A 14,197-nucleotide genomic window follows, 5' to 3' on the forward strand; every position below is an offset into this window, starting at 1 on the left:
TAACATTATTGTTAATCACTATTTGTTAATTTTTTATAGTTTGCAGATTGTGGATAGCCACAAAGCATAACCGTTTTTCTCATGGTTGCTCTATTACCTATTGCTTGTATATAGACGAAACGAACCTTCGCATATGCACCCAAATATGGGTAGGTGGGCAAAAATTTTCTTTCGTTCTATATTCTTTCAAATATATTAAAATTTTCTTACAATTTTTCTTGAAAAGAATAAACGCTATAGTTATTGTGGTTTGCGTGAGGGAGGGAAGCGGCATCCTTTATTTTCTTTCTTTAAGAAAATAAAGATACAGCGTACCGCCCGACCCAAAGTGGCGAGGAGGAACGACAAAGCTGCTGCAGGGTCACGCCCAAAGGAACAATCTCACTTTTTCCATCCTTTTTATGAAATTTCCGAAAAAAGTATATCTTTAGCCAACTAAAAACCAAAAACCCAATATATGGAAGACCAAAAACCAGACGATTTTAAAAGAGAATTAGGATTACTCGACGGAACCATGCTTGTGGTGGGTTCTATGATAGGTTCCGGGATATTTATTGTAAGCTCGGATATGGTGCGCCAGTTGGGATCTGCCGGTTGGTTGATTGCTATGTGGGTGCTTACGGGCGCCATTACGGTGATTGCCGCCGTGAGTTATGGCGAGTTGAGCGCGATGTTTCCTAAAGCGGGTGGTCAATATGTGTACATCAAGGAAGCGTACGGCAAACTGGTGGGTTTCTTGTACGGTTGGAGCTTTTTTGCCGTGATTCAAACCGGGACGATTGCTGCCGTGGGTGTGGCTTTTGCTAAATTTGCCGCCTACTTGTACGCGCCTTTAAGTGATAAAAATATTTTATACGAGATTGGGGATTTCAAACTCAATGCGGCTCAGATTGTTTCTATTTTCACCATTATTCTGCTGAGTTACATCAACAGTCGCGGGGTGAAAAATTCTAAGATTTTACAAACGGTGCTTACGGTTATTAAAATTCTATCGCTGGCAGGTTTGATTATTTTTGGATTTATGGCTGCCAAAGCTGAGGTTTGGGATGCGAACTGGACGAATGCCTGGAAGTCACAAACACTAAATGTAGAAACGGGTTTGTGGTTGCCCATCAGCGGAACGGCTTTGATATCTGGAATTTCGGCAGCCTTAGTAGGTTCTATGTTCTCCAGTGTGGCTTGGGAAGGAGTAACTTTTATAGCTGGTGAAATAAAAAATCCAAAACGCAATGTGGGATTGAGTTTGTTCTTAGGAACCTTAATCGTGAGTGTGATTTATATTTTGGCTAATATTATGTATTTGGCAGTGGTGCCTTTGTATGATATTGCTACAGCCGAATCGGATCGTGTGGCTGTTGTGGCTTCACAAAGTATTTTTGGTTCTGTAGGAACATTAATTATCGCTGTGATGATTATGATTTCGACTTTTGCCTGCAACAATGGATTGATTATGGCGGGTGCGAGAGTGTATTATACGATGGCGCAAGACGGTGTTTTCTTTAAGAAAGCCGCTGAATTGAATCATGCCAGCGTTCCGGCTTGGTCTATATGGGCGCAGTGTATTTGGGCTTCGGCGTTATGTCTGACAGGAAAATATGGTGATTTATTGGATTTTGTGGTCATCATCGTTTTGATATTTTATATCCTTACAATCTTAGGAATATTTATTCTGCGCAAAAAAATGCCAAATGTGGAAAGACCCTATAAAGCTTTTGGATATCCATTTCTGCCTGCACTTTATCTAATTATCGCCACGGCAATTTGCATTGCTTTGTTGTATACTAAAACGAGTACCAGTGGTTGGGGAGTTTTGATAATGCTGATTGGTATTCCGGTGTATTATTTGACGAAAGCTAAGGAATAGTTTTTTTAATTATGAGTTATGAATTTAAATTAGTCCAGCTTAAATAAACTTATATTTCTTATATGTTAAAAAAAAACATCTAAATATTTATATTCATAATTAGTATTGCTTTCATGACTTTTAGTAATCAGAGAAAATCTACTTAATCCGCGTCATCTGCATTCTATTTTGTAAAACAATGGCAAATTAACACATAAAAAAATCCGTCTCGTTTTGATAACGCGACGGATTTTCTATTGAATTCAGGTTGGGTTGCGGTTGTCTTAAATTTAAAACTAAGGAGACTAAAAACTAAAACTAAAAAAAATACAACTGCAAGCCACAACCTGTAAACGGCAGGCTAGTAATACGTAAAACGTCTTACTTTGGCAATATATTTAGCCAATCTAATGACTTGGTGGCTGTAACCGTATTCATTATCATACCAAATGTACAACACGATATTCTTTCCGTCTTTTGAAACAATGGAGGCATTACTATCATAAATGGCAGGCTGTGATGTACCAACGATATCCGATGAAACCAACTCGTTATTCATCGAGTATTTTATTTGCTCCACTAATTCGCCTTCCAAAGCGTATTTTTTCATGATAGCATTGATTTCTTCAACCGAAGTTGTTCTTGAAACTTCCAGATTCAAAACGACTAATGAACCATTAGGAACTGGCACACGAATTGCATTTGAAGTTAATTTTCCTTCCAATGACGGCAATGCTTTTGCAACAGCACTTCCGGCACCCGTTTCGGTAATCACCATATTCAAGGCTGCAGCTCTTCCACGACGGTATTTTTTGTGCATATTATCGACAAGATTCTGGTCGTTGGTATACGCATGGATGGTCTCCAAATGTCCTTTGACAACCCCTAAAGTGTCTTCAACTGCTTTCAAGATTGGCGTGATGGCATTTGTAGTGCAGGATGCCGCTGAGAATATGTTGATTTCGTCAGGATTGTATTCGTTATGGTTTACACCGTGAACAATATTAGGAACTCCTTTTCCGGGAGCGGTAAGCAATACTTTATCGGTACCTTTAGAAACTAAATGTCTGCTTAAAGCTTCATGTGTGGTAAAAGCTCCTGTGTTGTCAATAACCAAAGCATTGTCAATTCCGTAATGTGTATAATCAATTTCTTCAGGACCGTTTGCCGTAATGACATGAACGGTGGTTCCGTTGATGATCAGAGCATTATTTTCAGGGTCAGCAGTTACGGATCCTTGAAAATCACCATGAATAGAATCGTATCGCAACAAGGAAGCTCTTTTTTCAAGAGAAGTAGCATCATTTTTATCGCGTGTTACGATAGCGCGCAATCGCAATTGACTTCCTTTCCCAGTTTTCGACATTAATTCTCTGGCTAATAAACGACCAATACGCCCAAAACCATACAGCACCACATCTTTTGGATGAATTTCCTCTGAGTTTTTGGCGTTTTTTAATTTGTCAATTACAAAATACTTTGCGTCAGGATATTTTTCATCTTCTAAACGGTATTCATACGTAAGTTTTCCAATATCTAATTTTGCAGGTGGCAAATTCAATTCTAAAATAGCTTTTGCAATTTTAACAGAATCAAAGATAGAAATAGGTTTGCCCACAAATTCTCCGGCATATTCATGCAGGTTGATGATGTCACTGACATTTCGGTCAATTAATTGATTGCGAAATAAGACCATCTCAATGGATTTATCGTACCATAAATCGCTGATGATTTTAATCAGTTTTACTCCCGCACGTCGCCTGTCGGCTTGAAAAGAAACTTCTTTTTCGTATAAAGTTGTGGTGTCCATGTTGAAAATTTAATGAAAATAAGTTAGTGTATTTTTTAAAATTTGGCGCAAAATTACCCATTTCAATCGATTTCGTAAGCTATTTTGTGATTTATTTATAAAATAAAAAAGCCATCTTGTTTTTTAAGATGGCTTTAGTTTTTGAAAAAAGGAATGCGTTAGAGAATTACACGCAGTATTTCACCGTTTTTATTAATCATTTCAATGCGTACGGTTTGGTTTTCCTCTTTTTTACTCAAAAGTTTAGAGACCGTTTCCACATCAATAGCTTTGATATTATCAATACTCAAAATAATATTTCCGACCAACTCATCTTCGTATTGTTTCAAATTTTGGCTGGTAATCGATTTGATCTTTACACCGTAATCAATTTTGAATTTTTTCTTGTCAGCAGCATCAATGTTTTCTAATTCGATACCTTTAAATTCTGCATTGAAAAATTCATTTTTGCTCAACACTACTGGAACCACTCTCGTTTTTCCATCTCTGATGTACGTAACCTGCACTTTGTCATTCGGTCTTTTTGTGTTGATATATCCGGAAAGATCCGCAAACGTAGCAACATTTTGTTCGTCTAATTTGATGATGACATCGCCTTTTTCTAATCCTGATTTTTCGGCACCGGAATTTTTAGTTACTTTATTAATGTAGAATCCCTGTGTTTGGGAAATTCCGTATTCTTTGGAACTAATGCTATTCAATTCGCCTCCTTCAACGCCAAGAATTCCACGCTGCACATTCCCAAATTCCATTAAATCTTCAATGATTTTTCGGGCAATATTCGAAGGAACCGCAAACGAATAACCTACGTAAGAACCCGTCATCGAGGAAATCATCGTGTTGATTCCTATCAGTTCACCACGCGTGTTGACTAAGGCGCCACCACTGTTTCCTGGGTTTACCGCAGCATCTGTTTGTATGAAAGATTGGATTCCGCTGGTGTCTAAATCTCTGGCTTTCGCCGAAACAATTCCGGCAGTTACCGTTGAAGTCAAATTATATGGATTTCCTACAGCCAAAACCCATTCGCCAATTTTAACCGAATCAGAATTGGCAAAAACAGTATATGGTAATTTCTCGTTGGTGTCAATTTTCAACAAGGCAATGTCCATTTTAGAATCGGTTCCAATAAGTTTTGCTTGATATGATTTTTTGTTGTTTAAGGTGATTTCAATTTCTGAGGCACCTTTAATCACGTGATTATTGGTTACAATATAACCGTCCTCAGAAATGATAACTCCAGAACCTGTTCCCACTTGTTCTTGGGATTGTCCTCCTTTATACCCATAAAAATATTCTAAAATGGGATTTGTAATCGTTCTGCGAGAAACGTTTTTTACGTGTACAACCGTATGGATGGTTTTTTCAGCAGCCTCAGTAAAATCAAGTACATCCGATGATAATCCCACTTTTTTACCATAAGAATTGGATGTCATGGTAACTGCTGAACTTTTGTCATTAGAAAAATATCCATTGGTGTCAAATAATAATTTGTAAGCTCCAAGAGTAACCGCTCCGCTTAACAACGAAACTAAAAATAGAGTTGAAAATTTTTTCATATTAAATTCGTTTTTTAAGATATTTACCCGTAAAAATAAAACTAAATTGCTTTTTTAAAATACAGTTTAACGCTCTTTAACAATGATTAACATTTCATTAATAGTTCGTACTTTTGTTGGACTCAATACAAATTAAAATGCAACTAGAATTTCATAAATACCAAGGGACAGGAAATGATTTTGTAATGGTTGATAACCGTTCGGAGTTTTTTCCAAAGGAGAATACACAATTAATCGCGCATTTATGTGATAGACGTTTTGGAATAGGAGGCGATGGGCTGATTTTATTGGAAAATGACACGATTGCTTCGAATCTCGCAACGGCCACTGATTTCAAAATGGTCTATTACAACTCAGATGGAAATCAAAGTTCTATGTGTGGCAACGGTGGACGCTGTTTAGTGGCTTTCGCCAAAAAGCTGAACGTAATAGAGAACGAAACTACTTTCATAGCGACAGATGGTTTGCATCATGCTACAATTGGCGATGACGGATTGGTTTCACTTCAAATGATTGATGTTGATGAGGTAAAAGTAAATGCAGATTACGTTTTTCTGAATACGGGTTCGCCGCATCATGTACAACTAGTAGACGATTTAGAAAATTACAATATCAAGGAAAATGGAGCGGCCATTCGATACGGAGATTTATACGGTAAAGCAGGAAGTAATATCAATTTTGTCAAACAAATTGACGACAACACTTTTTCGTTACGAACGTATGAAAGAGGCGTAGAAGATGAAACGCTTTCTTGCGGAACAGGAGCGACGGCAGTTGCAATTGCGATGAATGTGCTAGGAAAAACGAATGCTTCCTCTATTGATTTGAATGTTGAAGGCGGAAAATTAGTTGTTTCTTTTGATAAAAAAGATGGACATTTTACTAATGTTTTCCTGAAAGGACCAGCTGAATTTGTATTTAAAGGAACGATCGAGATTTAACTACAAATTAGGAATTATAAAAAATGCCAGATTTATCAATTTTAGTATTGTTATTATTTGTTTGTAGCTTTCTTTTTATTCTCAATTCAAAAAAGGTGGATTTTCAAAAATGAATTATTATTATAAATATCGTTCGATCATTGGTTTTATAATTATTCCTATCGTAATGATAATTTTACTGCTAGCTATTTTTAATAAATAGGTTTTTAATTCGTAATTATTTATATGAAAACATTAAAAGGCGATAATATCTATATTCGTGCATTAGAACCCAATGATTTGGAGTTTGTGTATGCCATAGAAAACGACCAGAGCATCTGGGAAGTCAGTAATACACATACGCCTTACAGTCGATTTTTAGTCAAACAATATTTAGAAAATGCCCATCAGGATATTTATGAAGCTAAGCAATTGCGATTGGCTATTTGTCAGGATCAGGATTTTCCCGCTTTGGGTTTAATCGATTTATTTGATTTTGATCCAAAGAATAATAGGGCAGGAGTGGGTATCGTAATCCAAAATAACGAAAACCGAAAACAGAATATTGGGTCCGAAGCTTTGGCATTATTAATAGAATATGCTTTTTATAATCTTAATTTACACCAATTATATGCAAATATTGGTACCGAAAATGAAGCAAGTAAAGCTCTTTTTACTAAATTTGGATTCGAAATAATAGGCGTAAAGAAAGACTGGACCTTCGTCAACGGTATTTATAAAGACGAGGCTATTTTTCAATTAATCAATACTAAATTTTAAAATTTTTAGTTTTGAACAAGTATCAATTAAAAATCAAATAAATAGGAGGAATAGTCGTATCATTATTCCAGAAAAAAAATAATACCACATATGAATATCAAGAAAATCATCACTATTACGTCTGTTGTTTTAATATCAATATTAATGATTTACGGATTGATTATTTTGCGTCAGATTTTTGCAGCTAATACAAAATTTGCAGATAAAGAAGTGTTTGTCTATGTTCCGACAGATTCTAATTATGAAGATGTCAAGAAAATAATCGCGCCATATGTAGAGAATATGGATCGTTTTGAAATGGTGGCCAGTAAAAGAGGTTATACTGATAATGTAATTCCGGGGCGTTTTCTATTCACAAAAGGAATGAACAGTTATGAGTTGGTAAAAACCTTGAGACTTAATTCGCCTGTAAAATTGGCTTTCAATAATCAGGAACGTGTAGAAAATTTAGCGGGACGTGTAGGTTCTCAAATAGAAGCCGACAGTTTATCATTATTGAATACCTTTAAAGATTCTATTTTCTTGAAAGAAAACGGGTTCAATGAAGAGAATATTTTAGTAATGTTTATTCCGAATACGTATGAGATTTATTGGAACACAACGGCTGAAAAGTTTCGCGATAAAATGATTAAAGAATACCGTAATTTTTGGAATAAGGAAAGAGTTGCCAAAGCGCAAAAACAAGGGTTAACTCCAATTGAAGCAACGATTCTGGCTTCAATAGTGCATAAAGAATCCGTAAAAAAAGACGAAAGACCAAGAATTGCAGGTGTGTATTTGAACCGTTTAAGAGCTGGAATGCCATTGCAGGCTGATCCAACCGTAATATTTGCAATGAAAAAGAAATCGAATGATTTTAATCAGGTAATCAAAAGAGTTTTTTACAATGATTTGACAATGTCTCATCCTTATAATACATATATTAATGTTGGTCTGCCTCCTGGACCTATTGCTATGCCTGACATCACAGCGTTAGAAGCCGTTTTAGATCCTGAGAAAAATAACTTTATTTATTTCTGTGCGAGTGTAGAGCGTTTTGGATATCATGAGTTTGCTGCTACTTTAGAAGAACACAATAAAAACGCCAAAAAATATTCGGATTGGATCAACAGTCAAGGTGTGAAAAGATAATTTTGAAATTTAAAGCACTCCTTGTATTTTTATTATTTATTGGATTTCAAATTGGTTTCTCACAAAATCGTGAGGAAAGTTTTTTTAAATCCTCCGATTCTTTAAATAAAAAAAGGCAAAATGCCGTTATCATTTCGGAAGCTGTTTTGGCCACGGGAACATTGATAGGCTTAAACCAACTCTGGTACGCCGAGTATCCCAAATCTGATTTTCATTTTATAAATGACAATTCCGAGTGGCTTCAAATGGATAAAGCCGGTCATGTATTTTCGTCGTATCATTTGGGTCGGTTTTGTGCCGAAATGCTACATTGGAGTGGGGCTACTAAAAAAAATCAATTGCTTTATGGTGCTGGCCTTGGCTTTGCATTTCTAACAGCCGTTGAGGTTTTAGACGGATATTCATCTGAATGGGGCGCTTCCTCCGGCGACATCATTGCAAACGCTACTGGAACTGCTTTGTACGTTTCCCAAGAATTAATGTGGCACGAACAACGGATTATACCAAAATTCTCTTTTCATACTACAAAATATGCAAGTGAACGACCGGAAGTATTGGGTAGTTCCTTCTCGGAGCAAATTTTAAAAGATTATAACGGACAAACGTATTGGCTTTCGGTCAATTTATATTCTTTTGCTAAAGGTTCTAAAATACCAAAATGGCTGAATTTAGCATTGGGTTATGGAGCAGAAGGAATGATCACTGGGAGAACTGAAAATACAACCGCTTTTATAGCTTCAAATCCACAGCGATTTAGACAATTTTACCTTAGTTTGGATGTCGATTTAACAAAAATTAAGACCAATTCTCATTTTCTAAAGACCGTTTTTTCTGTTTTTAATACCGTTAAAATTCCTGCACCAACCATCGAATTTGTGCGTTTCAACGATGTAAAATGCCACTTCATCTATTTTTAGAAAAAGTTTAACTTACTGATTATCAGCATTATTATTTTTGTTGTATCTTTGCGCATAGAAATTTCTTAACGGGACAGCGTTTTGAAGAAAAACAATTTATGATAAAGAAGTGGTATTTTTACACAAGTCTGACTGTTATTACAGTTTTTTTGAGCTCAGGTTTTAAACCTTTTAATTTAGAAACTAACCCTTGGTTTCTTATCAGTGAACAAGATGGAACACACTACTTATATCCATCGGAAGAACAAAGCGAGTACACCAATTTAAACATCCCTTTTACCGGAAATTTCTTTATTGGTTTTAAGGAAGCCATTGGCTACAGAGAATCGGAGAGTAAATACAAAACAGTTAATTCTCTTGGCTATTTAGGTAAATATCAGTTTGGTATAGAAACATTAAAGTCGGTTGGAATACATAATAGTTCCGCTTTTTTGAATAGTCCTGAATTGCAAGAAAAAGCATTTATTGCACTTCTGGCAAAAAATAAATGGGAGCTAAAAAAAGAAATTGAAAAATATGAGGGTACAATTATGAACGGCATTCGTATAACAGAATCCGGTATATTGGCCGCTGCACATCTTGGAGGAGCTGGGACTGTAAAAAAATATTTTAAAAATAAAGGCAAGCGTAATTTTAGAGATGCGTATGGAAGTTCTGTAAAAAGTTATATGAAAATGTTTGGAGGTTATGATACTTCATTTATTGTTGCAAATGTCAACGCAAACGTCAAGAATATTTAATTAGATAGAAGCTCTAAAAAAGAAAGAGGCTGCTAAAATTAATTTTTTGCAGCCTCTTTCTTTTACGTTAAATGGGATTATTTAGCTTTAATAATTTCCCCATTGGGACGTACCACTAGTTTAATAATTTCTTTATCTTTTTTAATTTTAACGTTATATTGTTTTTTTATAATATCTCCCTCTTCTTGTGTGTAAAGAAATTTATCATTTACAATTGTCCAGCCAGGATACGTTCTGTAAATAGAATAGATAACATCACTAGGAAGTCTTACGTTTTTAAATTCTTCTACAACACGTATTAATTTTCCGTTTTCATTATAAGTAGCAGACAAAGAACCGTTTTTTACTTCCATTACTACAAGATATTCTTCAGCTCCTTCAGCATCTTTCCCTAGATCATAAGCAATGAATTTTTCTTCTACTATTTTCACTCTTTGGTCCGGATTATTATCAGGGACATAAACTGAAAAATCAGTTCCAACTCTTTTAATTACTACTCCTGGTAGTTCTTCTATTTTGATTTTTCCTTTTTGAGTTTCTTGAGCATTTGATGCTATTGTGATGCTTAAAAAAAGTATAATAATAAGTGATTTCATAATATTTAGTTTTAAATTAATTTAATGAGTCATAATACTTGTAATACGCTAATGAATGTTAAGGCTTATCTTTTCTTCCCCTTTTTTTTAAATGTTTAATTATCTGTTTATCAATGATTTAAAATGTAGATTATCGTAAGTATATGTAAATTTACCTATTTTTTAAAGGCTTGACTGTTAACGTATTCCATAAACAATGTTAATAAAAGAATAGAATTTCATTTTTTTTTAATAGGATTTAAATTATTTACTTTCAGTGTTTTAACAAAAAAAAAACACCAATCTTTCGATTGATGCTTTGTATATAATAATTTTTTAGGAGGTGTTTTTACTCGAAACTCCCTATCAAAATTTCTAATATTTTAATGGCAGCTTCACTGATTTTTGTTCCAGGTCCAAATACCGCAACTGCACCGGCATCAAATAAAAATTGATAATCTTGTGCAGGAATTACTCCGCCTACGACCACCATAATATCTTCCCGACCGTATTTTTTAAGTTCTTCAATCACTTGTGGTACCAGCGTTTTGTGGCCGGCAGCCAGTGAAGATACCCCTAAAATATGGACATCATTTTCTACTGCTTGTTTAGCCGCTTCGGCTGGCGTTTGAAAAAGTGGGCCAATATCAACATCAAAACCAACATCAGCATAACCGGTAGCGACCACTTTGGCACCACGGTCGTGTCCGTCTTGTCCCATTTTAGCAATCATAATTCTTGGGCGACGTCCTTCTTTTTTAGCGAATTCATCTGCCAGTTGTTTTGCTTTTTCAAAACTTTTGTCGTCTTTTATTTCTTTGCTATACACACCGCTAAAGGATTTAATTTGTGCTTTGTATCTTCCAAAAACCGTTTCTAGTGCATCGCTGATTTCTCCTAAGGTTGTTCGGTTTCGGGCCGCTTCAACAGCTATTTCCAATAAATTACCTTCACCGGTTTGAGCACAATGGATTAATTTTTTCAGAGAATTCTGCACTTTTTCAGTATCTCTGGTGGCTTTGATTCGGTCTAATTGCTCCAGCTGTTGTTTGCGAACCATTTGGTTATCCACATCCAGAATCTGTAAAGGATCTTCTTTTTCTAATCGGTATTGATTGACACCTACAATAATATCCTGACCGCTGTCTATTCTTGCTTGTTTTCTGGCTGCAGCTTCCTCGATTCTAAGTTTTGGAATTCCGGATTCAATGGCTTTGGTCATTCCGCCTAGTTCTTCAACTTCTTCGATAAGTTTCCAAGCGTTTTCTGCAATCTCATTCGTTAAACTTTCTACGTAGTAACTGCCGGCCCAAGGATCGACTGTTTTGGTGATTTTAGTTTCTTCTTGTAAATAGAGTTGCGTGTTTCGGGCAATTCTAGCCGAGAAATCTGTTGGTAAAGCGATGGCTTCATCCAAAGCATTGGTATGCAAAGATTGTGTTCCTCCAAAAGCGGCTGCGGCTGCTTCAATACAGGTTCGAGCCACATTGTTAAAAGGATCTTGCTCTGTTAAACTCCAACCCGAAGTTTGACAATGGGTTCGCAGGGCTAATGATTTATCATCTTTTGGTTCAAATTGTTTGACCAGTTTCGCCCATATCATTCTTCCCGCACGCATTTTGGCAATTTCCATAAAATGGTTCATTCCAATCGCCCAGAAAAAAGACAGGCGTGGAGCAAATTCATCAATTTTCATTCCGGTCGCTAATCCTGTTCTGATGTATTCCAGTCCATCGGCCAAAGTGTAAGCCAATTCAATATCAGCAGTGGCTCCCGCTTCTTGCATATGGTATCCGGAAATTGAAATTGAGTTGAATTTCGGCATTTTTTTGCTGGTAAATTCAAAAATATCAGCAATGATTTTCATCGAAGGCGTTGGCGGATAAATATACGTGTTACGCACCATGAACTCTTTTAGAATGTCATTTTGTATCGTACCTGAGAGTAATTCGGGTTTTACGCCTTGTTCTTCGGCGGCGACAATATAGAAAGCCATAATAGGTAAAACAGCGCCATTCATCGTCATGGAAACGGACATTTCATCCAGCGGAATTTGGTCGAATAATACTTTCATATCTTCCACGGAATCAATTGCGACTCCCGCTTTTCCTACATCGCCCACTACGCGTTCGTGATCCGAATCATAACCGCGGTGTGTAGGCAAATCAAAAGCGATGGAAAGTCCTTTTTGACCCGCAGCCAAATTTCTTCTGTAAAAAGCATTACTTTCTTCAGCGGTCGAAAATCCTGCATATTGACGTACAGTCCATGGTCGGCGGACGTACATTGTGGCGTAAGGTCCGCGTAAATTTGGTGCAAAACCAGCTCCAAAATTAAGATGAGTAAGATGCTCAATATCTTGTTCTGAATACGTTGGTTTTAGTTCGATTCCCTCTGCGGTTAGAAAAGTATCAGTCAAAGAATTTTTATTCTCCACTTTCAACGGTGTGCTTTCTAATTTTATATGTTGTAAATCTTTTCTTTTCATTTGTTAAGTACCAAATTACACGAATGCTGATGAATTTTTAATTTTGATTAGTCTCAATCTCTGAATATTATTCAAGATCTAATCTTTCCTGTTCTATTTTCTCTGCCAGACGTTTTTCGATTATTGGTGTAATCAATGTTTTTCTTGGTTTGACTTTTACAAAAGGAAACAATTCTAAATCATGTTTCATTTTGTCCTGTTTATTAGGATGTTTGTTAGTGCCTAATAGAATTTCTTTCCCGGAATCAAATAGTTCCTGAGCTGTATCAGCACTTTCCTGAATTTTCCTTTTGATGATTCCGTCATTAAGTTGTTTTAGGAAACCGCCATTTGCCTCAATATCTTTAAATAATGCCAACGCTTTCTCGGCTAATTGATTGGTGAGATTTTCGATATAATAACTGCCGTCAGCCGGATTATTCACTTTGTCAAAATAACTTTCGTTTTTGAGAATCAACAATTGATTTCGCGCAATTCGGTCACCAAATTCATTGTCTTTGTGGTACAACGCATCGTACGGTAAATTTGCAATAGCATCTGCTCCGCCAATAATTGCACTCATACATTCAGTTGTGGTACGCAACATATTTACATTATAATCGTATAATGTTTTGTTTCGTTTGGTTGGCGAAACAATAATGTTACAATCCAAGTTGTGGCTGTATTCTTTGGCTATCAGATTAAAAAGTAATCGTAATGCACGCAGTTTTGCAATTTCAAAAAAGTAATTTGTCCCAACGGCTACTTCAAAAACTATAGGTTGGTTTATATTTTCAATTCGATTGAAATATTCATTGGCTTGTCCTAAACTATAAGCAATTTGCTGCACCATATTGGCACCTGCATTTTGATACAAAGCAGCATTTATACTGATTAATGACACTGATTTTGTTACTTTTGAAAGTAAATTCAGGGTGTCAAAATTGCTTTTTTCGTTAGTTACAAACCAGTTTCCATCTTTGGCTAATTGTCCAATTGCATCCAGATTGCAAAAAATAGCAGTATTATTTTTCTTTGCGAAAGCATCAATTTTTTTAACGAAATCGATTGAAATAAATCCAAGATTAAAATAAACGTTAACTTTTTCTAATGGTAATTGCTCCAAAAGATTAGTAATATCAATTGATTCGTTTTCTATTGTAAACCGAAGGCTATCTGCACCACGACTCAAGGTGTCTCGTGCTCTTTCTATTGATTTTTCAACATCGTAGACAAAAATGTTTTGGCAAATTTTGAATTCAGTTGCTTTAGTGGAAACAGGAAAAGCTTTAGTGAGTTCATCTTTGTGGTAAAAAGGTTTTACCTGAATGTCTTCCGGAGAATTCCAAACTAAGGTTTCATTATAATCCGCACCTTTGAGTTCAAATTGGATTTTTTGTTTCCATTGTTTGGAGGAAATGGGATTGAAATCATCGAAAAGGTTTTTAGCCATTT

Annotated in this window: 11 protein-coding genes; 6 read left to right on the forward strand and 5 right to left on the reverse strand. The window is 35.8% G+C overall.

Annotated features, from left to right (window positions below):
- Positions 1-457: 457 nt before the first annotated feature.
- The gene (locus tag BC952_RS05510) at positions 458-1,864 is read left to right on the forward strand and encodes an APC family permease (protein WP_121364579.1); all 1,407 of its coding nucleotides are present in this window, start codon (positions 458-460) and stop codon (positions 1,862-1,864) included.
- Positions 1,865-2,204: 340 nt separating this feature from the next.
- On the opposite strand, the gene BC952_RS05515 is transcribed toward BC952_RS05510, so the two are convergent.
- Entirely contained in the window at positions 2,205-3,653 is a 1,449-nt protein-coding gene (locus BC952_RS05515) for a glyceraldehyde-3-phosphate dehydrogenase (protein WP_121364580.1), read from the reverse strand.
- A 158-nt stretch (positions 3,654-3,811) separates the two neighbouring features.
- The gene (locus tag BC952_RS05520) at positions 3,812-5,212 is read right to left on the reverse strand and encodes a S1C family serine protease (protein ID WP_121364581.1); all 1,401 of its coding nucleotides are present in this window, start codon (positions 5,210-5,212) and stop codon (positions 3,812-3,814) included.
- Between the two features lie 137 nt (positions 5,213-5,349).
- Here BC952_RS05520 and dapF point away from each other — a divergent pair, with 137 nt between their 5' ends.
- From dapF to BC952_RS05545, 5 genes are all read left to right on the forward strand, one after another.
- The gene (gene dapF, locus BC952_RS05525; RefSeq protein ID WP_121364582.1) at positions 5,350-6,153 is read left to right on the forward strand and encodes a diaminopimelate epimerase; all 804 of its coding nucleotides are present in this window, start codon (positions 5,350-5,352) and stop codon (positions 6,151-6,153) included.
- Between the two features lie 225 nt (positions 6,154-6,378).
- Entirely contained in the window at positions 6,379-6,912 is a 534-nt protein-coding gene (locus BC952_RS05530) for a GNAT family N-acetyltransferase (protein ID WP_121364583.1), read from the forward strand.
- A gap of 90 nt (positions 6,913-7,002) precedes the next feature.
- Positions 7,003-8,043 carry an endolytic transglycosylase MltG gene (mltG, locus tag BC952_RS05535; RefSeq protein ID WP_121364584.1) on the forward strand — a complete coding sequence of 347 codons (1,041 nt, stop codon included), beginning with the start codon at positions 7,003-7,005 and terminating at the stop codon, positions 8,041-8,043.
- 2 nt (positions 8,044-8,045) lie between these two features.
- Positions 8,046-8,960 (forward strand): DUF2279 domain-containing protein, encoded by a 915-nt coding sequence (locus BC952_RS05540; RefSeq protein WP_121364585.1) that lies wholly within the window; start codon positions 8,046-8,048, stop codon positions 8,958-8,960.
- Between the two features lie 98 nt (positions 8,961-9,058).
- Positions 9,059-9,700, forward strand: a complete 642-nt coding sequence (locus BC952_RS05545; RefSeq protein WP_121364586.1) for a lysozyme family protein — start codon at positions 9,059-9,061, stop codon at positions 9,698-9,700.
- A gap of 77 nt (positions 9,701-9,777) precedes the next feature.
- Here BC952_RS05545 and BC952_RS05550 read toward each other — a convergent pair whose 3' ends face one another.
- From BC952_RS05550 to BC952_RS05560, 3 genes are all read right to left on the reverse strand, one after another.
- A complete protein-coding gene (locus tag BC952_RS05550) occupies positions 9,778-10,296 on the reverse strand; it encodes a hypothetical protein (protein WP_121364587.1) in 519 nt (172 codons plus the stop codon).
- Between the two features lie 328 nt (positions 10,297-10,624).
- Positions 10,625-12,763, reverse strand: coding sequence for a methylmalonyl-CoA mutase (gene scpA / locus BC952_RS05555; RefSeq protein WP_121364588.1), 2,139 nt, complete (start codon positions 12,761-12,763; stop codon positions 10,625-10,627).
- A 67-nt stretch (positions 12,764-12,830) separates the two neighbouring features.
- Positions 12,831-14,195, reverse strand: a complete 1,365-nt coding sequence (locus BC952_RS05560) for a methylmalonyl-CoA mutase subunit beta (protein ID WP_121364589.1) — start codon at positions 14,193-14,195, stop codon at positions 12,831-12,833.
- Positions 14,196-14,197: the final 2 nt, after the last annotated feature.

Origin of the sequence: Flavobacterium limicola (assembly GCF_003634755.1) — a bacterium.
GTDB classification, from domain to species: Bacteria; Bacteroidota; Bacteroidia; order Flavobacteriales; family Flavobacteriaceae; genus Flavobacterium; species Flavobacterium limicola.